The following is a 22,030-nucleotide window of genomic DNA, read 5'->3' as shown; positions in this document are numbered from 1 at the left end:
AGTAGCCAGCCTATTCGTAGTTTTTTTTGTAGCTTTATTCGCCCTTTTAAGCTAAAATAGTTCTATTGTTTAAAAAGGGGGCTAACATCGCTATGGAAAATAAACAAAACGGACAGCTAGGCGGAATCATCGCTGGAGCTCTCGCGTACGTGTGTTGGGGCGTCCTTCCGATTTACTGGAAGTTAGTCACAAATGTCCCACCAATGGAGATTTTGGCCTATAGAATTATATGGTCTTTTATTTTTATGTTATTTTTGATCGTTTGTTTGCGAAAAGCGTCAATGGTTTTTCAAGAAACAAAAGATGTGCTGCTTAAACCGAAAACGCTTATCGCCATTATTGCGGCAGCTTTTTTAGTTACAGCAAACTGGTATTTATTCATTTATACGGTAAACAGTGGTCACGTGACGGAAGCAAGTCTTGGTTACTACATAAATCCGCTTGTAAACGTCTTGCTTGCAACGGTTATTTTAAAAGAACGATTAAGTCGTGGCGAAATTATTGCGGTTATTTCCGCAACTATCGGCGTATTGATTCTTACTTGGCATCTTGGTTCCGTTCCTTGGGCAGCAATCGGTATGGCCGTGACGTTCTCGCTTTATGGGCTAATTAAAAAAGTCGTTTCTGTTTCTGTTTGGACTGGTTTAACGCTTGAAACGATGATTATTACACCATTCGCGCTGATTTATGTGATCTTTTTCGCGACCAATGGATTAATGCAGTACCCGGCAGAGACCAATATTATTTTAGTTGGTGCTGGTGTCGTTACAGCAATCCCGCTACTTTTATTTGCTACTGCTGCGAAAAAAATCAGCTACACAATGGTCGGGTTTTTGCAATATATCGGACCAACGTTAATGCTCGCACTCGGCGTCTTACTGTTCAAAGAAAGTTTCGATCACATCCAATTGTTCGCCTTCATGTTCATCTGGCTAGCACTAATTATCTTCACGATTTCCCACATTTACTCCGCAGCCAAAATCAAACAACTAGCAAACGCCACAAAAAATTAAATGTTTTCCGGTCCCCTCTTTCGGGAATAATTCTTTTATCAAGCGAGAATCTATTCCACAAAAATGAATAGGGGGCTTTTTTTATGAAAATTGGTATCATTGGTGCTACAGGCCGAGCTGGTTCGAGAATTTTAGAAGAAGCGAAAAGTCGGGGCCACGAAGTCACAGCAATTGTTAGAAACGCCGGAAAAATCACGCAAACGCATAAAGATATTAATATTTTACAAAAAGATATTTTTGACTTAACACTTTCTGATTTAGCCGATCAAAATGTCGTTGTTGATGCTTACGGGGTCAGTCCAGAAGAAGCAGAAAAACATGTCACTTCGCTTGATCATTTAATTTCTGTTTTAAATGGCACCGTTTCGCCGCGCTTACTTGTCGTTGGTGGAGCAGCTAGCCTACAAGTTGACGAAGATGGCAATACCCTTTTAGAATCAAAAGGACTTCGGGAAGCGCCGTACTATCCGACTGCACGTGCGCAAGCGAAACAATTAGATCATTTAAAAGCACATAAAGCAGAGCTCAGTTGGACGTATATTAGCCCTTCTGCTATGTTTGAGCCGGGCGAGCGTACTGGCGACTATCAATTAGGTCGAGATCACCTTTTATTTGGTAGCGATGGTAATAGTTTTATTAGCATGGAAGACTATGCGATTGCTGTTTTGGATGAAATTGAGCGGCCTAATCATTTAAACGAACGCTTTACTGTAGCTGGAAAATAAGACTAAAGTCGAAGGAGCAAAACGCTTCCTTCGACTTTTTTATGCGAAAAAAATCTCCCAATTGGCTGAAACTTCCTGTATACTAGGGCTATATGCTAAAAAAGGGAGGAAGAAAATGGTTCTACTTGGTGCGCTAGTGAATGGGCTTGGAATTTTGGTTGGGTCTGTTCTTGGCATGAAATTACATAATATCCCTGAACGTATGAAAGATACTGTCATGAAAGGGATGGGGTTATCCGTTATCGTCCTTGGCATTCAAATGGCATTTAAAACGAGCAACTCGCTCATTGTCATTTTAAGTATTTGTTTTGGAGCTGTTATTGGGGAATGGCTTAACATAGATTATCATCTGAATCAGCTTGGTCACTGGATTGAACGTAAAGTCGGAGCAAAGGGAAAAAGTAATGTTTCGAAAGGCTTTGTTACCGCGACACTTATTTTTGTAATTGGTGCGATGGGTATTATTGGTGCGCTTGATAGTGGCATTCGCGGAAACCATGATGTGCTTTATACGAAATCGGTGATGGATGGATTTATCGCCCTTCTTCTTAGTACAACACTTGGTTGGGGCGTTATGCTCTCAGCTATTCCAGTGTTTTTATTTGAAGGCATTATCGCGCTGTTCGCAACACAAATTAATCAATTCATTCCAGCCGATTTGATGGCACTAATTATCGAAGAACTCACTGCCACTGGCGGAATTATGATTTTGGCGATTGGTTTAAATCTGCTCGGTTTAACGAAAATCCGGGTCGCGAATTTGGTTCCGGGGATTGTGGTTGTTGCACTGATTGTGACGGGGCTTTATTATTTTTAGAGGGAAAACAGAGATGAAGGTATCTCTGTTTTTTTAGTTCCGCTTGAATAACATTTCCTTGTAAAATAAAAACACCAACAACCCGAAAGTTGCTGGTGTCTATCACTACAAAAGCTTACATGCCAGCCATGAAGAATGCTGTAGTTAATTCTTGCATGAACGCCACATCGTTTTGCATTTGCCATAAAGAATCATCTTTTGGATCTGCTTTTAGTTTAAGCGTAACTGTTTTTGGTTCTGATACTGCGTCTGCATTTTGAACAGCTTTTGTATAGATTTCCATTGTTTTTTCAGCCATTTTTTGGTCATCTGTTGCAATAGATGGATCAGCTGTTGCTGCTTTTGTTAATTCTTCTACTAATTCAGTTTGAACGCCCTTCATATCAAGCCCTTTAACTGCGAACTGAATTTCTGGACTTTCTTTGTCGTCATTTGTTACTTTAGTAGTGTACGAAGTTTTTTCGTTTACTTGTTTGCGAAGTGCTTTATAGAAATCATCTACTTGCTTATCAATGTTTACATCACTAGAAAAACTTGCTGCAAATGTGTTGATAAAGCTTTCTTTAAAGCCAGTTTCAAATTCTTTTTCGAATTTTGAGCCGTCTTCACCGTATACATCTTTTATTTTATCGGTATCTTTGTTATAAACCACTGCGTTAACGGTGATTTCCCCTGCTTTTTTCGGCTCTACTCTTGATGGACCACCACATGCACTTAAAACGAGTGCCATAGCAAGAACAAGAACCAGACTGAATAACCCTTTTTTCATTATTAAATCTCCCTTTCTTATTTGAATTCCATTTCATTGTACAGAACGAGAGATAAAATGCCAACTATTTTACAAAAAGTGTCATAATATGTACATAATTTCAAATAAATCGAGGTGAAAGACTTGAATAAAAAGACAAATGCGTGTCGGATTTTAGATAAACAGAAGATTAAATATGATTTACGTGAGTATGCTTGGAGTGAAGACGCCTTGGATGCACTTCATGTTGCGGTAGAAACTGGAAATAATCCCGCGCAGATTTTTAAAACACTCGTCCTAACTGGTGATAAAACAGGGAATATAGTCGCTTGTATTCCGGCTGATAAAACCTTGCATTTGAAACATTTAGCGAAAATTAGTGGAAATAAAAAGTGTGAACTGATTGCGGTGGATACGCTGGAGAAGCTGACTGGTTATATTCGTGGTGGTTGTTCTCCGATTGGAATGAAGAAATTGTTCCCGACTTTTGTAGATAGCAGTGCGGAATCGCTGGATACGATGCTGATTTCAGCTGGAAAAAGAGGATTACAAATCGAACTTGCGCCAGCTGATTTGAAAAAGGTCGTTCGTGCGGAGTTTGCGATGATTACGGAAGGGGAATTTTGACAAGGAAAGTTGCCTTTTTATAAGATCATATATAACTGTTTTGATTTGATAATAATAAACGCTAGATAACTTAAAAAGTTTTTTCTAAAAACAGCTTACATCTTAAACAAGGTAGCAAAATATATAATTGCTACCTTGTTTTACTTTTTTAAAGAATACTATTTTAATGATTTTTAAAAATTTATGTGGCTTAAATTAATTTATAGATATACTTCTGTTTAAAGCAGTTTAAACCTAACAAATAATATAGCTTATTAAAGCTTACACTTTAGGGCATTCATTCAAAAATAAAATTTCAACAATCTCTTTCCATTTCTCACTTATATTATTGTAATCTCCATCCCACTTTTCTTGAATAAATTTATAAGCTTCATGTGGTTTATTGTTAGTAGGAGCCGCATAACCTAATATATCCTCAATACAATTATTGAGTGTAATTAATTTAGTATCATCATTTAAAGCATCGCGAATTGGTTCATTCATTTTAACAGCCCCTGGGGTTTCAGAATCTAGGTCATGCATAACATACGGTTCAATTCCCATAGCTTTAAGATATTTCACTAAAGATATTATAACTGCTTTTCCTCTAGCTCTAACTATTTGCCAATTAGACAAAACATTTTTCTTCATTTTTTCAGGCATAAGTGAAATGGTCTCTCTTAAAACAATTTCCTCTGTATCCCCTTCCACAATAAGTACATTTCTTGCGAAGAATATTCTAGCCAAATAATCGTCCATCTTAAGAGTAAGCTTAACATAGTCCTTTTCTTCTTCTATGAGAGTTTTAAATGCTTCTTGAATATTAAATGGCTTATTGTAAACTATATTACATTTCACTGATTCGCCACTTGTTAATTTAGTCTCTGACTGATCAATGTAAAGATAATTAAGGAGTTGACCCGTGCGCCTTCCTAAATCAATCATATAAGGAGAATGTGTTGAGCAAACAATTTGATTGTTCGTAGTATTAGCCAATTCATATATAGTATCTCTCATTTGGTTCGCTGCATTAGGATGCAGATATATTTCTGGCTCTTCAAAACAAATTATTAATGGTCTTTCATTGGATTTCTTCTCTATGTCTCTTAAAGCTTTGTATCTAAGTAACGCAAATACAGTCGATCTTACTACTCCAGTTCCTTGCATTTCCACAGGGGTTTGTATATTACTTGTCATTGTAACTGAGAAAGTTGGTTTAATTGCCTTATTTGCATCAGACAGGGCGGCTTGAGCATTCAATCCAATTCCAGAAAATACACTTGATAAAGTACTATTTAAATCTAGCATCATTTTCCCAAATTCTGTTTCTGAATTTTCTGGATCAAGTTCGTCTGCAAGTTGATTTAATAGGATTTGAGCTTGTTTGTAGTTATCAGATTCATTCCTAACATCTGAAAAAAGTTCAGCTAGTATATCTTGAAATGCACCTTTAGTTTCACCAAGGTTATCGGCTCCATCATGCGCGGGTATATAAAGTACCTTGGGCAGTTTAGAAAGAACGTTACCACCTATACCTCCCGGATTCTCAACCCAAATTTCTGTCTCAGAATAGTCATAAAAGTCAAATTCATTTTCGAAGTAATCTCTAAAATCACCTAAATCTTTAGGTTTTAGTACTTCAGATTTATCTTTATTTTCAAAAATGGTGCCACTCAAAAAGGATTCTTGAAAACCATTTTCAATAAATCCATCAATAGTTTTTACACTACTAAGACTATCTTTTAACGTTTTTTCCCGTGCTTGCATCTCAACAACTCTTTGTTTGCCAGGCTTAAAAGTTTTTCTATAAAAAATAGATCTCCCTTGTACTTTATTAATGCCTTCTTCACATTCCGTGTAAGGAAAAACACGCCCTTTAAAGCCTCTCCAAGACTCTGCGTTTTCAGGAAGCCCTCTAAATTCTGCTGTGAGAACCACTTCTTCACACGAACCAAGACCATCTGCATAATCGTGTTCAAAAAAATAGTTATCTTGAATTTTCATCGTATCACTTAGTAGAAGTTCAATTGCCTTTAATATTGTGCTCTTCCCTGTATTATTCTCACCAATTAAAAAACTTGCTTGTGAGAATAGTATTTCAGTTTCCTTATGTCTTTTGAAACCTTTTATATTTAATTTATGTAGTCTCATCTCATTTATCTCCTTTTTATTTATCTCATCTTTAAAGTTGTACCTTATTTTTTGGACTAGTTTTCACCAATTATTTTACTTACCTATTTATAAATTCTTTACAAATTTCTCGTAATTTGTTCCTTTTCTAATGTTCCTCCTTATTATAGTTTTTAATTTTAATCTTTTCTGTAAACTTATTTAGAATGATAAGTTATAGTTTATGTTTCTCAACTCAAAGTTGACAATTATATCATTCTGTCTAGAAATAATTATTTATTTTATCCTTATTTAACATTTATCCCTCCCTTAGATTTAAATTTGTTAAACTTTTCACTAAATATTATACAACTTATGATTAACTAATCAATAGATAATGTTATTTTTTCTATCAGGAACAACTATTTATATAAGAATTCATTCAAATCGTCCAAAATTTTATAAGAACATTATTGCAAAAGCATCTGCAGAGATTTGAAAAACTACATGTATGTTATCTATAAATTTGAATACAAAAAATAAAACTAGATTTAGAAAATTAAAATTAATTTTATATTAACACTTTAAATCAATAAAAAGTGAGTAGCAAAATTTTTGCCACTCACTCCTTCTTACATTACCGTCAATTAAATGAATTGTCACTCTAATTGATGTTATTCAGTCATTATCCGTTTGAACATGTTCACTACTTGATGCCACATGTTTCACTTTTTGAGCGATAGCACCGACTGGATCGGCTTCGCGCGCTTGTTTGACTTTATTACCAATCATTTCGACTGGTGCGCTTTCTCTTACTTGTTTTGCTTTGCCAAGGATTTTTTCTCTTGGGTTGAATCGTGTATTTGTTTCTTTCTCGGTGATAACTTCCGTAGTTTCTAGTTGTTTTCTTGCTATTGAAAGCATTAGTTTAATACGGTTTAGTTGGTTTACGGAACTTGAACCGGCATCGTAGTCAATTGACATGATGTTGGCTTCTGGGTACATTTTTTTGAGTCCTTTAATCATTCCGCGACCAGTAATATGGTTTGGTAAGCATGCGAATGGTTGCAGGCACGCGATATTTGGCACGTTGCTATCGAGTAATTCGAACATTTCACCTGTTAAGAACCAACCTTCCCCCATTTTATTTCCGAGTGATAGAAGTTGACTTGCTTTTTCTGCGATAGATTCGATACTCGCTGGTGCTTCAAAACGTTCACTTTTCTTCAGCGCATCTGTCACTGGTTTACGGAATTGATTAATTAGCGGAATGGCTACGCTTTGTTTTGCGAATGATTTCACTTTGGAACGTCCAAATGTGTTGGCTGCAAAGTGATCATCGTAACAACAATATAAAATGAAATCTGTTAAGTCCGGAACAACTGCTTCTCCGCCTTCTTCTTCAATGACATCAACAATATTGTTATTTGCGCCTGGGTGGAATTTGACGAGAATTTCTCCAACGACACCAACTCTTGGTTTCACTTCATTTGTTATTGGTAAATTGTCAAAAGCTCGCACCATTTCGTTTGCTAATTTTTTATATGCTCCGAAAGAATAATTTTCCATTAGTGCACGTCCGGCATCAAGATATTGGCGGAACATTTTATTGGCACTTCCTGGTTCGACTTCGTAAGGTCTGGTCCGGTAAAGCATCCGGTCAAGCGCATCCCCTAAGCTAATTCCCGCTAGGAAACGAACAAGAACTTTTGGCGTCATTTTAAAGCCTGGTTGTTTTTCTAAACCGTTGGCATTTAGAGAAATAACCGGGATATGGTCCATTCCAGCTTCTCCGAGTGCTTTTTTCAGCATCGAGATATAGTTGGTAGCCCGACATCCGCCACCTGTTTGCGTCATCAATACCGCTAAATTATTCGTATCATAATCGCCATGTTTCAACGCATCCATCATTTGTCCAATCGTCAAAATCGCTGGGTAACAAGCATCGTTATTGACGTAGCGCAAGCCTTCATCGACCGCACGAGGTGTCACGGCTGGAAGCACTTCTAAATTATAACCGCCCACTTTACAAGCCGCTTCTAACATTTCAAAATGGGTCGGAGCTAGCTGTGGCGCTAAAATAGTATACGTTTTCTTCATTTCTTTTGTGAATAATGGACGTTCTTTTGGTTTCGCCATAATGCCTGGTTTCACGTTGTTTTTCTCGCGTTCTTCCATAGCAGCTTTTAAAGAACGGACGCGAATACGAGCGGCACCAAGGTTGTTGATTTCATCAATTTTAAGTAGTGTGTAAACTTTATTATGACCTTCAATGATTTCTTGGCACATATCCGTTGTAATCGCATCAAGCCCACATCCAAATGAAGTTAATTGCACAAATTCCAAATCTTCACTTTTAGCGGTAAAACTTGCGGCGCGATATAGTCTTGCGTGATATTTCCACTGGTTTTCAACGCGAAGTTTATGGTCGATTTCACCAAGATGGGAAATCGAATCTTCGGTAAGAACCGCCATGCCGTTCATCGTAATAAGCTCAGGAATTCCGTGGTTTACTTCTGGATCGATATGGTATGGGTGTCCAGCAAGAACAATTCCTTTAATTTTGTTTTTCTTAATATAAGTAAGTGCCGCTTCCCCTTCTGCTTGAATGTCTTTGCGGCAAAGTTCTGCTTCCTCTAGCCCGGCTTGGACTGCTTTTTCCATATCCGCAGCTGGGACTTCTGGGAAAGCAAGGCTCATTTGTTCGATTAACGCTTTTTCATTATCTAATGTTAAAAATGGGCTAATCATCGGAATGTTTTTCTCTTCTAAAGCATCGACATTCACACGAATAACTTCTGGATAACCGGCCACGACTGGACAGTTAAAGTTATTAGTCGCCTCGCCGAATTCGGGTTTTTCATACACGACTGATGGATAGAAAATACGGTCTGCTTTTTTCTTGATTAAATCCATAATATGACCATGTGTTAACTTGGCTGGGAAACAAACTGCTTCGGAGGCAATCGTTTCAATCCCTTTGTCATACAGGTTTTTAGATGATTTAGAAGATAAAACGACGCGGAAACCTAAGTTCGTTAAAATCGTGTGCCAAAGTGGATAGTTTTCAAAAACATTGAGCGCACGTGGAATACCAATCGTTCCGCGGGTAGCTTCTGATTTTTTCAACGATTTGTAATCAAATGTCCGTTTTAATTTATACGCATATAAGTTTGGTAGTACATTGCGCTTTGTTTCTACACGTTCACCGCGTTCGCAACGATTTCCACTAACGAACATCCGGTCATCGCCAAATCTCGTTACAGTTAGCTGGCATGTGTTACTACAAAGGTTACAGCGCGACTGGGAAGTTTCCGCGCTAAATTCACGTAATTTTTCCAGTACGAGCATTTCAGTTACTTCACCAGTTTCATAATGTTCGCGGGCAATTAAAGCAGCACCGTAAGCGCCCATCATTCCAGCGATATCCGGTCGAACTACTTCACGTCCAGTTAAAAGTTCAAAAGCACGCAAAACAGATTCATTATAAAAAGTTCCGCCTTGAACGATGACTTTTTCACCGATATCTTTCGGACTACGTAGTTTAATTACTTTTTGCAAGGCATTTTTCACGACAGAATAAGCAAGGCCAGCGGATAAATCTTCCATACTAACGCCTTCTTTTTGTACTTGTTTCACTTTGGAATTCATGAAAACAGTACATCGTGAACCTAGGTCAACTGGGGCTTTCGCTTCAAGTGCCCGGGCTGCAAATTCTTCAATTGATAAATTAAGTGTCTGCGCAAATGTTTCAAGGAACGAACCACATCCGGCAGAACAAGCTTCATTCAGCATCAAGCTATCGAGCGCGCCTTTTTTAATTTTCATACATTTCATATCTTGTCCGCCAATGTCTAAAATAAAATCGACATCTGGCAAAAACTCACGAGCAGCACGGTAATGCGCCACTGTTTCAATTTCGCCCACATCAATTTTCAATGCGGCTTTAATAAGCGACTCGCCGTAGCCGGTAATTCCCGACTGTGCAACTCGAACTTTTTCTGGCAAAATTTCATATAAATCACTCGTCGCATCAATAACTGATTGTAGCGGATTCCCATTATTACTAGAATAAAACGAGTAAAGAATTTCATTGGTTTGGCTCATTAAAATCAATTTCGTTGTAGTCGAACCAGCATCAATACCTAAGTAAGCATCGCCTTCATAGTCTTCCAACTTCGCCCGCTTTGCTTTCATTTGATTATGACGCGCACGAAATTCATCTAAGTCTTCTTTCTTTTCAAAAAGTGCCGGCAAAATCACGGTATCGGTTGCCATCGTTGTCATATCCATGTTCGAAAGACGATGAATCATATTATCCACTTTAAGCGGCACATCATTCAGTCCCGTAAAAGCAGTTCCAAGCGCAATAAAATATTCCGCATTTTGAGGCGCAATAATGTCACTATCTTTCATTTTCAACGTTTCCGTAAAACGATAACGCAATTGATCAAGGAATGTAAGTGGTCCGCCAAGAAACGCTACTTTCCCGCGAATCGGACGTCCACAAGCAAGCCCACTAATTGTCTGTGTAACCACACTTTGGAAAATAGAAGCGGCAATATCTTCTTTTCTAGCCCCTTCATTTAACAATGGCTGCACGTCTGTTTTGGCAAATACCCCACATCTAGAAGCAATTGGGTAAATTGTATTTGCATTTTGCGCTAATTCATTTAAGCCAGTTGGATCTGTTTGAAGTAGCGTAGCGATTTGGTCGATAAATGCACCCGTTCCGCCCGCGCATGCGTTATTCATTCGTTGCTCAATCCCGCCACTGAAATAAATAATCTTCGCATCTTCCCCGCCAAGCTCAATTACTACGTCTGTTTCTGGAATAACTTGTTCGACTGCCTCCGTACAAGCAATTACTTCCTGCACAAATGGCACATTCAAAAATTTAGAAATTGCTAGTCCTGATGATCCCGTAATTTTGAACGTCATTTCGGTCATACCACATTTTTTTTGCATATCTTGCATGATTTCTAAGGTTACTTTTTTAATGTCGGAATAATGTCTTCGGTAAGTTTGAAATAAAATATCCCCCTGGTCATTAAGTGCTACGGCCTTTGCTGTTGTTGATCCTACATCTAATCCTGCATGAATCATTTTCTCATCCCTTTCGTTACGCACTACTTAATATGTATCATATTTCACATATCATTTGTCGATTGTACGTCGCTTCACATAAATAACGATTCTTAAAAATGAGTGAGTACTCACTCTATATGCGTGAAAACGACAAAACGCTCTAAACACCTCTCATTCTACACGATTTTTTCCATTTGTAAAGAAATTCGCGGCGCTTTTAAAAGCAGAAAAAAGCAAGTATTCGCTAAAACAGCTCTGTTTAGCGAACACTTGCCGGGTTGTTAATTATGTCGAATTTTTGTCTTTCGGTTAGATGCTTTTAAAATTTGATAAGCGATACCTAAAATCAAGAACCATACAGGTGTAACGAATAGCGCAATTCTTGTGTCTGCCGCGAAACCAAGAATCACTAGTAATCCTCCGAAGAAAATCAAGCTAACCCAGTTCATGAAAGGAGATAACGGCATTTTAAATTTACTTTTCTCTGCAATTTCCGGATGTTTATGGCGAAACCGTAAATGCGCCACTAAAATAACGCCCCAAACCCAGATGAAGCAAATTGTCGCGATACTCGTTACGAGAATAAATACTTGCTCTGGTAAAATATAATTTAAAAATACGCCGATTAGCAAACATGCTGTTGACGTTATTAAAGCCGTTGCCGGAACGCCATTCGAACTCAAATGATGCATTTTTTTCGGTGCTTTTCCTTCTGCGGAAAGTGTATAAAGCATCCGGCTCGTGCTGAAAATCCCACTATTACATGAAGACATCGCAGCCGTTAACACCACAAAGTTAATTATCCCGGCCGCTGCTGGAATCCCAATCATCGTAAATACACTCACGAATGGGCTCGTATTTGGATCAATATTGCTCCACGGATAAATCGACATCAACACGAGCAATGCCCCAATATAAAAGATTAAAATCCGAATAGGAATGTTATTAATTGCTTTTGGAAGTGTCCGCTCTGGGTCATCTGCTTCTCCCGCGGTTACACCAACAAGCTCAATCCCCACAAATGAAAATGTCGCCATTTGGAAGGCCAGTAAGAACCCAGCAATTCCATTTGGGAAAAAGCCGCCATAATCGACTAAATTAGAAAATGATGCCGTGCTTGTTCCGTGTTTGTAACCAATAAATACGAGTACAAATCCAATAACAATCAATGCAATAATGACAACCACTTTAATAATCGCAAACCAAAATTCAATTTCGCCAAAAGCCTTGACGGTTGCTAAGTTAAACAAAAGAAGTATTAAAACGCAAGCCAGCGCTGGAATCCATTGTGGTAAATCCGGCACCCAAAATTTTACGTACATACCAACTGCCGTAATTTCTGCGATACCAGTCACAATCCAGCAGAACCAATACGTCCAACCAGTAATAAAACCGGCCCATGGTCCAATAAACTGCTCTGCAAATTCTGTAAAAGATCCTGTTGTTGGGTTATGTATTAATAATTCACCCAAAGCTCTCATAACAAAGAATAAAATAGCCCCAATAATTAAGTAAACTAACATGATGGATGGACCCGCCAAATGAATTGACTTCCCTGCTCCTAGAAAAAGCCCTGTACCAATTGCACCGCCAATCGCGATTAACTGAATATGTCTATTTTTCAGCCCTCTTTGCAATTCTTCTTTATGCTCTTCCATCCTAATTCATCCCTTTCGAGTAATTAAAAAGAATAAAGTGCCGAATGATGTCAGCACTTTATCGTTCAATCTACTTCTCTACTTTACCAATTTATAAAGGGATTAGCAATCTTTTTATGTGTTTGTATTGGTCTAGACAGTTGATAATACTACCTTAATATCGTTAGCAAGAAATAAATTTTTCACAAACTTTTTTAGAATTCTGCAGCACTTTCCTGCGCTACCGCTTTAGCAGCCGCAACAATTTCTGCTTCTTTGCTAGGATTATGATCAATTCCTTCTACAAAAATGGATGGTACTACGTTGATACCGATAAATTGTAAAATAGTACGTAAATATGGTTCTCCGTGAGTAAATGAACTTGTTGGTCCAGCAGAATAAATACCACCGCTACCATGGATTAAGATCGCTTTTTTATCTTTTAAAAGTGCCTCTGGGCCGTGTTCTGTATAACGGAAAGATTTTCCAGCAACAACAAAAGTATCAATATAAGCTTTTAATAATGGCGGGATTCCAAGGTTCCAAAGTGGGAACACAAAAACATATTTGTCTGCTGCTAAAAATTGTTCCGTTAGCGCATTGTAAGCATTTAATCTTTTTTGTACGTCTGGAGCTAAATCAGTAAAAGCTTTACCAGCTTGTAATTCTCTTCCAGCTGTCATTAATTCTAAATCTAATAACGGTACTTCTGTATTATATAAAACTAATTCTTCTACTGTATCAGAAGGATTTTTCGCTTTATATTCAGCCATAAATGTTTCGGCAACTTGCGAACTTCTGGATACTTCATTTGGAAGTGGTGACGCTTTAATAAATAGTACTTTTGACATTATGAACACCTCATCGATTTTATTTGTTCCTTCTATATAATAGTACTATCCGCGTAGCTAGTCAATTTGATTTTTAGTAAATAAACATTGACTTTTTCACTAGTCATGCTAAGATAAATACAGAATTCTAGAGTGTATTAATCTTTTATAATACACTAAACGTTCACCGATACACTAAATGGAGGTTTTATAATGAAGCGTATTGACCGTATTTATGAATTTATTTTAGAAAATCCTTCCACTAAGACCATTCGCGAGCAATTAGAGAATAATGAAGGCTTTACAGCAAGTACGATTTCGGAAACTTTATCTATTTTGAGAAATAATGTCAGTATGGAATTGAATGAACTTCACAGACAAGGAAAAATCATTAAAATCGTTGGCCGACCAGTGCTTTATTTTCCTAAAAGAGCTGTTGAAGATGAAATTGGACGTACCCTTTCCGATAACGAATTGGAATTTGAAAGCTGTGAATCGCTTTTAAAAATGTTAAAACCAAGCATTGTCGAAAGAAGTCCTTTTGATGATTTAATTGGCGTTAATGACAGCCTCAAAACCCCTGTAGAGCAGGCCAAAGCTGCTGTACTCTATCCACCAAATGGCTTACATACAATGATTCTCGGACAAACTGGTGTTGGTAAAACGCTTTTTGCTAATTTAATGTATCGTTTTTCGCAACATGCCAAACGCTTACCTGCCGACGCACCGTTTATTATTTTTAATTGTGCCGATTACTATAATAACCCGCAACTCTTGATGTCCCATATTTTCGGTCATGTGAAAGGTGCTTTTACCGGCGCTGAAAATGATAAAGGCGGACTTGTGGAAAAAGCGGAAGGCGGGATTTTATTCCTTGATGAAATTCACCGTCTCCCACCAGAAGGTCAAGAAATGATTTTTTATTTGATGGACTCTGGCACGTATAATAAACTTGGCGAAACCGACCGGACACGCAAATCCAATGTGTTAATAATTGGTGCTACAACCGAAAATCCGGAATCTTCCCTTTTGAAAACATTTATGCGTCGTATTCCGATTATTATTACGCTGCCAAGTTTGGAAGAACGGACGGCGTTTGAACGTGTGGAATTGCTGAAATACTTGCTTTCTAGCGAGGCGCATCGTGTCAATAAACCGATTCGGATTGAAGATGAAGCTGCCAAAGCCTTGATTGGTAATACGACTTACGGAAATATTGGGCAATTAAAATCCAACATCCAACTCGTTTGCGCGCAAGGTTTCCTCAATAGCTTTGACAAAGACGAAGAAATTTTGATTGATTTTAAAACGTTACCGATTAATATTAAAGATGGTTTCTTCCATTTTAGTAATCGCCGCAAGGAACTTCAAGCGATTGCTGAATACTTGGAACCATATACGACGATTTTTCCGGAACTGAATAATACGCTGATTACATCGGACGAATATGAGCCGAATTTCAACCTTTACAAAATTATTGAAGATAAAGCATCGATTTTAATGGATCAAGGTGTGGAAGATGATGATATTAAGAAATTTATCAAGATGGACATCGATATTCACCTTAACAGCTTTTACAATAAATTTAAAAATACGATCCACAATCGCGAAAACATCTTAAAAATCGTTAATGAAGAAATCCTGAATTTTGCGGAAGGTGTCGAGCTGCGAATTGAACATCAGCTTGGTAAAAAGTTGAATGAGCGCTTCCTGCTTGCGTTTAGCCTGCACTTGACTTCTTTTATTAAACGAATTGAAAGCAATAAACCGTTAAAATATACGAATATCGAAAATGTGGTTAACGACCAACCGGAAGCCTATGAATTATCACGGGAGATTAAAGATGATATCGAAGCTACTTTCCACATTCGCGTTCCAAATATGGAAGTGATGTATTTAACGCTTCTAATTAGTTCCCTTTTAAAAGAACAAGAAAATGCTCGTGTGGCAGTTCTTGTGGCGACTCATGGTAATAATACAGCGAGTAGTATGGTAAGTGTCGCGAAAAAACTGCTCGGTGAAGGTTTGGTAGAAGGAATTGATATGCCACTTGATCAAAGTCCAAAAATCGTGCTTGATAAATTGACGGAACGCGCGAAAGAAATGGACATGGGGCGTGGTCTTTTGTTGCTTGTTGACATGGGATCACTGACAAGTTTTGCTCCGGTTATTTCGGAACGTACGGGCATTCCAGTTCGCTCAATTGATATGGTTTCGACTGCAACAGTTATCGAGGCAGTCCGCAAATCCAATATTCTCGACATGGAACTAGACAGCATTTACGATTCCTTGAAAGATTTCCGTGGTTATGGTGGCTATAATTCGGATGACGATACGCTCGATTCCAATCAAAAACCACACGCAATCGTTACAATTTGCGCGACTGGTGAAGGTACGGCAGAAAAACTACAACTATTTATCGAAAATATTTTAGATACGATTACAACAGACGCAATCAAGGTTATCCCAATTGGCTTGCATGAAATGGATACCCGTCTAGAACAGCTTCAAGAAGAAAATGATATTTTGATGGCCGTTGGTATTCAAGATCCAAAAATCCAAATCCCCTTCATCCCGCTCGAACGACTTTTTGGCGTGGATGGCGAAGAACAATTGGTCAGCCTCGTGAAACAACGCAACATCATTGTTAAAACTGGCGAAACTGGTCGAATCGCGAAAGAAATTATCGAAGAAAGCTTGAATGAATTTTTAACCTACCTCAATCCGAAGAAAACGATTGAAATTCTTAGCTCGTTTGCTAGCGTATTAGAGAAAAAACTGGGTTACAAACTCGATAATACGTTCAAAATCAATTTGCTCATTCATGTCGGTTGTGCTTTGGAACGTATGGTTTTAAATGATGGATTAGTTTATCGTGACCCTAAAACCATGCTCGAAACAGAGATTTTCCAAGCACTAGAAGAAACAAATAAAGAAGTTATCTACAAAATGAACTTAAAACTAACCAATGATGAGCTTTGTTATTTGTACGATATTTTGAACGAAATCCAACCAGAAGTACTTTCATAAACATAAACAAGCCAACATTTTGCTCAAGTTGGCTTGTTTTATTTTCCGCAATTGCGTTTTCTGCCCTTTCTTTTAGGGTAATGTTGTATGTATGTCTAAGATTAGTAACTTAGTGTATTAATGAATGTGTTTAGCGTATTAAGGCGCGCTGCTTCGCTTAGTACACGCTTACAAAAGCCTTGAACCGCTTCTATTAGCAAAGGAGGTTGTTTAATACAGAAATGTTGGCACAGTTTTTGCGTTAGTATTAATGGATGATTATATCCACGCTTAAGGAGGAGATACTTATGCCAGTTGGAATTATCATTGGCACACATGGTGAAGCCGCGCGTGAATTGTTGAAATCAACCGAAATGATTATCGGCAAACAGGATAATGTAGAATTCATTACTTTCGTTCCTGGAGAAAACACTGATACGCTTATTACCAAATATAAAGAAAAACTAGACAAATTGGATACTTCTGAAGGCGTCATTTTTATGGTTGATTTATTTGGTGGCAGTCCTTATAACGCATCTAGCCAAATCGCCCTTCCAGAAGATAATATGGATGTTGTCACAGGCGTTAATATTCCAATGTTACTTGAAACGCTCTCGATGCGCGCAGCAAGTAATCAAAAAGATCTAGTAGAAACAGCTCTTACAGCAGGATCAGGTGGCGTTAAGTCACTCAAACAATCATTACCAAAAGTAGAAACAGAAGTCGGGGAGGACGATTTATAATGGATATTCGCTTAGCACGTATTGATGACCGTTTAATTCACGGTCAAGTAGCAACAGTTTGGACAAAAGAAACACAGGTGGAACGTATCATCGTTATTAGTGATGATGTCGCAAAAGATGAAGTTCGTAAAACACTTTTAACACAAGTAGCACCCCCAGGCGTTAAAGCAAGTGTCGTTGATGTACAAAAAGGGATTCGCGTATACAACAACCCTAAATATGCCACAACTCCTGTCATGTTCTTATTCACTAACCCTACAGATGTACTAACACTAGTAGAAGCTGGTGTCAATATTACAACCGTAAACATTGGTGGTATGGCATTCCGCGAAGGCAAACACATGATTACTAACGCTGTATCTGTTGACGCAACGGACGAAGCAGCATTCCGCAAATTGGATGAAAAAGGAATCGAACTTGAAATTCGCAAAGTCGCTTCTGATAATAAAGTCAAACTGATCCCATTACTAGATAAAGATAAATAATTCATCCGCGGCTCGCCTATTTTTAGAGCCCCGAAAAAACAAACGTTTAAAGGAAGACCTTTAAAGGGGTGATTCATGAATAAAAGTCTAAGTACTAGATGCTTAATTTATTCAGTCATCATAATGAAATTATCTTTTTTTATCATTCAAAAGAAAAATTGGGAGGGAAATATATGTCAGCAATACAATTAATCCTTGTATTCCTCGTATCGTGTATTAGTGGTATGGGTAGTATTTTGGATGAGTGGCAAACGCACCGTCCATTAATTGCCTGTACATTAATCGGTCTTGTTCTTGGGGATATTACAACTGGTATTATTATTGGGGGAACACTTGAAATGATCGCGCTTGGATGGATGAACATCGGGGCTGCGGTTGCTCCAGATGCTGCCCTTGCATCCATTATTTCTACCATCTTAGTTATTACGGGGGGGCAAGATATCAGCGTAGGTATTTCGCTTGCGATTCCTTTAGCTGCTCTTGGTCAAGTACTTACTATCCTAGTTCGTACAATTACAGTTGCATTCCAACATATGGCTGATAAAGCTGGTAAGGAAGGTAACCTGCGAAGTCTCGACTGGATACATGTTTCAGCACTACTACTTCAAGCTATGCGTATCGCGATTCCAGCCGTTATCGTTGCGGTAACAGTTGGTACACAAGCAGTCGAAAATTTACTCAATGCCATTCCAGATGTTATCGTTAACGGCCTAAACGTAGCCGGCGGATTTATCGTTGTTGTTGGTTACGCAATGGTTATTAACATGATGTCTGCTAAATATTTAATGCCTTTCTTCTTCTTAGGTTTTGTTGTCGCAGCATTTACTCAATTCAACTTAGTAGCACTAGGTGTTTTAGGACTAGTTGCAGCAATCATTTACATCCAACTAAACCCTAAATATCAATTGAAAGAAGCGATCCAACAATACGGTGGGGGCGGCGGCGGACGATCAGCGGATGATGATCTCGACGACGACCTTGACGACTAAGGAAGGGGGAGAAAAAATATGAGTGAACAAATTACAGTTAATGAAAAGAAAATAACGAAAAGTGATTTAATGGGCGTTTTCATTCGTTCCAACCTCTTCCAAGGGTCGTGGAACTTTGAGCGTATGCAGTCACTAGGATTCTGTTTCTCAGTAATTCCAGTAATTAAACGTCTTTATCCTGAAAAAGGACCAGATAGAGAACAAGCTATCAAACGTCATCTTGAATTCTTTAATACACATCCATATATGGCAGCTCCTATCCTAGGTGTTACAACCGCGATGGAAGAACAAAAAGCCAATGGTGCCGATATTGACGACGGTGCTATCAACGGTATTAAAGTAGGTCTAATGGGACCACTTGCCGGCGTTGGAGATCCAATTTTCTGGGGAACTGTTCGTCCTGTACTTGCCGCTTTAGGTGCCGGTTTTGCCACTGATGGTAGTATTATCGGGCCAATTTTATTCTTTGTACTATTTAATGCGATTCGTCTAGGTTTCCGTTATTGGGGCGTGTTCTACGGATATACAAAAGGTACAGATGTTGTATCTGATATGTCTGGCGGCCTGCTTCAAAAACTAACAGAAGGAGCTTCCATTCTCGGACTATTCGTCATGGGTGCCCTTGTTAATAAATGGACTACAATCTATGTTCCACTAGTAGCTTATACAACTGAAGACTCTAAAACTGGTAAAGACGTTCCAACTACTGTTCAAAGTATCTTGGACCAATTAATGCCAGGTCTTCTTGCCCTTCTACTTACATTCGCTTGTATGTGGATACTGAAGAAAAAAGTCAATGCTTTATGGTTAATTTTAGGACTATTCGTTGTTGGTATTCTAGGTTACTGGTCTGGAATCTTAGGACTTCCACCAGCTGGGTATTCTCCGCTTGGATAATGGGTGGTTATTATCATTCGAAAAGAACCGGGATTAGGATTCCGGTTCTTTTTTTGTATGCCTTATCCGCATTTTTTTCTCATTCAGTATCTATTCTATGAACCTTCAACTCTACAAAATCGCCTTCATAAATATCTTGAGCAATATCACCCTCGGATACATCTATTCTAAATTCACCAATTTGTATGATTGAATCTGTTGCATCTATTAGCTTTCCTTTTAAAATGGATAGTTCTTGATTGTCGTTAGGTTTTTCCATGCTATATTCTGCTTGATTAAGTTTAAAAATATCAAATGGATCAAAGCAATAAATAAGCTCATTATATACACCATTTAGAGTAAGTTCACATGGATGAGAGAAACAAACTACATTATATTCTCCATCAGTTAAAACGACATCCGCTTCCCTTGCATCTTCATCTAACCAATGGATTGATTTTACTTTTATCATTTTTTCTTCGCCACCTGTTCTGACAATAAAAAGCTATTACTCAAAAGTTTTCAATATTTCTTTCCCATGTTTCCTACATTCAGCCCACTCTATACTAGTTTCTAATGCTTCATCACTCCACAAATCTTTGTTGGTTGACATACCTTCTAATTTTTTGTCTACAACAAAAAACATATCTAGCTGTTCTTTTGTCAACCAACCGTGGTCGAATAATATTTTTGCATATTGTAATGCAATATCGGAAAAGTCTGATGCCAATTCATCAGTAACTGCAAAACCTTTTAACTTTTCCATTTGTTGTTTCGCAGGCATAGAAAATTCTTCTAAATTTTCAATAATTCTTTTATGCATTAGCATGAGTTCCTCTACATCTTTTTCTGTCATTCTAGTACTCCTCCTTCTATATTAATTCGTATCGTTCCATTTTTAGGAGATGATACTTTATAATATGCCCCCTGCCCATGATGGCCGCCTCCAGGATGATACTGGATATATAGAGAACTTCCAGAAGGTGCATTCATACTGTATCCTCCACCTTCTGAAAAAAGCAACCCGCTTTTACTTCCCTTCTTTAATGGTTGAACTATCCATCCTTCTCTTATAGCAATTTCAACAATATCTTCTGGGTTTGTGCCACTTAATAAACTTGGCATATCTATAGCGTCATTAATAGATTTAATAGGGTCTTTCCATCTAACATTAGCTGAGCCATATTTTTCTTTAAAATAATTATTCCACTCCTTTCCAGATACTGGATTTTCAGCATCAAAATTGGTTTTAACTTTCTTAGTATTTGTTACTTTTAGATTATTCCTCGCAGCCGCAATCCCAAAGCCTAATCCTAGTGCCATATCAGTTAGTCCAGCGTCATCCATCGCATCCTTCACGCTAGCTACGTAGGCGGAGGATCTTAATGTTGCGCCGGAAAATCCGGTTACTTTTTGACCGTTTAAGTAGTTAACGCCGTCTTTCCATGCATCATTTACTTTGCGTTCGAGTTCTTCACCGGAAAGACTTGTGTACAGAATAGGGTCTAACTCGGCTCCGTTCTCCTCTAAGAAAGCTTGAAGTTCTTTGTTGCTGGCGCGTTTACCATCTCGTTCCAGCAGCCACATCGTAACGGTTTCGCCTTTGTCATTCACATAAGCATAGGCGAATAAATGATAGTCTTCGAATGCTTCTGGGAAGGGATCTTTGGCGTTTTCTTTGCGTGCTTTATCCATCGCTTTTCTCATCAAACTAATGGACGCATGGACGCTTTTGGAAACAGTATAGGTGCCTGTTTTATCATGGAACGTCACATTTTGTTTTAACTCTTGCACCGCTCGTCCTGTGGAATGAATGAGTTCGACTAATGCGCTAAAAAATTGACTGTGACTTTGTTCGAAAGCAATATACCTTTCTAGTATATCTTCTTTTTGAATTGCTTGCAGTAATTGAGTGTGCGCACTTCTCGCTTGAACCACGTAGACTTGTTGCATATCCGGCTTGGTATTTGGTGCGGTGAGTTGGCGGTGTAAGTCTTCTTCTTTTCGCTGCAAACTCGCCACTTTTGCCATCGCTTCTTGGAGGATTTCTGCATCAATTCGAGCGGAAGGCGAGCTGTCCACTTGGCTGCCAAACTCGCGTATGTATTGTACTAAACGTTCTTCGCTTTCTTCTAGAGCTTCTAAAATACTTTGTGCAATAGAGGGATAACTGGAAGCGAAGTAACTTTGCGAAACTGATACCCCTTGTCCTTTCAGGCTTTTATCTTGCGTATACTTACTTGCTGCTTGTTGAATCCCGCGTATCATTTTCTTCGCTTCGGCATTACTGCTTCGTAATTCTTGAAGAAAGCCATTGAGTTCTGCAATATCAATTCGACTCATTCATTGAACTCC

At 38.3% G+C, this 22,030-nt stretch carries 17 protein-coding genes; 9 read left to right on the top strand and 8 right to left on the bottom strand.

Translation table 11 applies throughout. The features are described 5' to 3' along the window. Nucleotides 1-92 precede the first annotated feature (92 nt). The 3 genes from rarD (at nucleotide 93) to HCJ30_RS02840 (ending at nucleotide 2,555) form a co-directional block, all read left to right on the top strand. The gene (gene rarD, locus HCJ30_RS02850; RefSeq protein ID WP_185390899.1) at nucleotides 93-1,013 is read left to right on the top strand and encodes an EamA family transporter RarD; all 921 of its coding nucleotides are present in this window, start codon (nucleotides 93-95) and stop codon (nucleotides 1,011-1,013) included. A gap of 83 nt (nucleotides 1,014-1,096) precedes the next feature. Beyond that, nucleotides 1,097-1,738, top strand: a complete 642-nt coding sequence (locus tag HCJ30_RS02845; RefSeq protein ID WP_185390898.1) for an NAD(P)-dependent oxidoreductase — start codon at nucleotides 1,097-1,099, stop codon at nucleotides 1,736-1,738. A 115-nt stretch (nucleotides 1,739-1,853) separates the two neighbouring features. After that, the gene (locus tag HCJ30_RS02840) at nucleotides 1,854-2,555 is read left to right on the top strand and encodes a DUF554 domain-containing protein (RefSeq protein WP_185390897.1); all 702 of its coding nucleotides are present in this window, start codon (nucleotides 1,854-1,856) and stop codon (nucleotides 2,553-2,555) included. A 115-nt stretch (nucleotides 2,556-2,670) separates the two neighbouring features. Here the strand turns inward: HCJ30_RS02840 and HCJ30_RS02835 are convergent, their stop codons facing one another. Further along, complete coding sequence (locus HCJ30_RS02835; protein ID WP_185390896.1) at nucleotides 2,671-3,324, bottom strand: DUF5105 domain-containing protein; 654 nt, start codon at nucleotides 3,322-3,324, stop codon at nucleotides 2,671-2,673. 123 nt (nucleotides 3,325-3,447) lie between these two features. On the opposite strand from HCJ30_RS02835, the gene ybaK reads away from it, so the two are divergent. Continuing rightward, nucleotides 3,448-3,930 carry a Cys-tRNA(Pro) deacylase gene (ybaK, locus tag HCJ30_RS02830; RefSeq protein WP_185390895.1) on the top strand — a complete coding sequence of 161 codons (483 nt, stop codon included), beginning with the start codon at nucleotides 3,448-3,450 and terminating at the stop codon, nucleotides 3,928-3,930. 261 nt (nucleotides 3,931-4,191) lie between these two features. On the opposite strand, the gene HCJ30_RS02825 is transcribed toward ybaK, so the two are convergent. The 4 genes from HCJ30_RS02825 to HCJ30_RS02810 all read right to left on the bottom strand — a co-directional run bounded on the left by HCJ30_RS02825 (nucleotide 4,192) and on the right by HCJ30_RS02810 (nucleotide 13,594). Continuing rightward, the gene (locus HCJ30_RS02825) at nucleotides 4,192-6,060 is read right to left on the bottom strand and encodes an ATP-dependent nuclease (protein WP_185390894.1); all 1,869 of its coding nucleotides are present in this window, start codon (nucleotides 6,058-6,060) and stop codon (nucleotides 4,192-4,194) included. Nucleotides 6,061-6,696: 636 nt separating this feature from the next. Then, nucleotides 6,697-11,124 (bottom strand): 2-hydroxyacyl-CoA dehydratase, encoded by a 4,428-nt coding sequence (locus tag HCJ30_RS02820; RefSeq protein ID WP_185390893.1) that lies wholly within the window; start codon nucleotides 11,122-11,124, stop codon nucleotides 6,697-6,699. 263 nt (nucleotides 11,125-11,387) lie between these two features. Continuing rightward, entirely contained in the window at nucleotides 11,388-12,764 is a 1,377-nt protein-coding gene (locus tag HCJ30_RS02815) for an amino acid permease (protein WP_185390892.1), read from the bottom strand. Nucleotides 12,765-12,958: 194 nt separating this feature from the next. Beyond that, a complete protein-coding gene (locus tag HCJ30_RS02810) occupies nucleotides 12,959-13,594 on the bottom strand; it encodes an FMN-dependent NADH-azoreductase (RefSeq protein WP_185390891.1) in 636 nt (211 codons plus the stop codon). Between the two features lie 192 nt (nucleotides 13,595-13,786). Between HCJ30_RS02810 and HCJ30_RS02805 the strand changes: the two genes are divergently transcribed. The 5 genes from HCJ30_RS02805 (at nucleotide 13,787) to HCJ30_RS02785 (ending at nucleotide 19,696) form a co-directional block, all read left to right on the top strand. Further along, nucleotides 13,787-16,603, top strand: coding sequence for a sigma-54-dependent transcriptional regulator (locus HCJ30_RS02805; RefSeq protein WP_185390890.1), 2,817 nt, complete (start codon nucleotides 13,787-13,789; stop codon nucleotides 16,601-16,603). A 287-nt stretch (nucleotides 16,604-16,890) separates the two neighbouring features. Further along, nucleotides 16,891-17,325 carry a mannose/fructose/sorbose PTS transporter subunit IIA gene (locus tag HCJ30_RS02800; protein WP_185390889.1) on the top strand — a complete coding sequence of 145 codons (435 nt, stop codon included), beginning with the start codon at nucleotides 16,891-16,893 and terminating at the stop codon, nucleotides 17,323-17,325. Next, on the top strand, nucleotides 17,325-17,810 hold the full coding sequence (locus tag HCJ30_RS02795; protein WP_008947185.1) for a mannose/fructose/sorbose PTS transporter subunit IIB: 486 nt from the start codon (nucleotides 17,325-17,327) through the stop codon (nucleotides 17,808-17,810). The genes HCJ30_RS02800 and HCJ30_RS02795 overlap by 1 nt, the downstream gene beginning before the upstream one ends. A gap of 173 nt (nucleotides 17,811-17,983) precedes the next feature. Next, a complete protein-coding gene (locus HCJ30_RS02790) occupies nucleotides 17,984-18,799 on the top strand; it encodes a PTS mannose/fructose/sorbose transporter subunit IIC (protein WP_185390888.1) in 816 nt (271 codons plus the stop codon). 18 nt (nucleotides 18,800-18,817) lie between these two features. Next, nucleotides 18,818-19,696 (top strand): PTS mannose transporter subunit IID, encoded by an 879-nt coding sequence (locus HCJ30_RS02785; protein ID WP_003761108.1) that lies wholly within the window; start codon nucleotides 18,818-18,820, stop codon nucleotides 19,694-19,696. 79 nt (nucleotides 19,697-19,775) lie between these two features. Here HCJ30_RS02785 and HCJ30_RS02780 read toward each other — a convergent pair whose 3' ends face one another. The 3 genes from HCJ30_RS02780 to HCJ30_RS02770 are packed head-to-tail and all read right to left on the bottom strand — an operon-like array spanning nucleotide 19,776 to nucleotide 22,018. Further along, nucleotides 19,776-20,147, bottom strand: coding sequence for a hypothetical protein (locus tag HCJ30_RS02780; protein WP_185390887.1), 372 nt, complete (start codon nucleotides 20,145-20,147; stop codon nucleotides 19,776-19,778). A 36-nt stretch (nucleotides 20,148-20,183) separates the two neighbouring features. Next, complete coding sequence (locus HCJ30_RS02775; RefSeq protein WP_185390886.1) at nucleotides 20,184-20,531, bottom strand: hypothetical protein; 348 nt, start codon at nucleotides 20,529-20,531, stop codon at nucleotides 20,184-20,186. After that, the gene (locus HCJ30_RS02770) at nucleotides 20,528-22,018 is read right to left on the bottom strand and encodes a T7SS effector LXG polymorphic toxin (protein WP_185390885.1); all 1,491 of its coding nucleotides are present in this window, start codon (nucleotides 22,016-22,018) and stop codon (nucleotides 20,528-20,530) included. The genes HCJ30_RS02775 and HCJ30_RS02770 overlap by 4 nt, the downstream gene beginning before the upstream one ends. Between the last annotated feature and the right edge of the window lie 12 nt (nucleotides 22,019-22,030).

The sequence above is a fragment of the Listeria cossartiae subsp. cossartiae genome (assembly GCF_014224155.1).
Taxonomy (GTDB): Bacteria; Bacillota; Bacilli; order Lactobacillales; family Listeriaceae; genus Listeria; species Listeria cossartiae.
The sequence above is the reverse complement of the archived record's forward strand: the minus strand, read 5'-3'. Positions and strand labels throughout refer to the sequence as shown.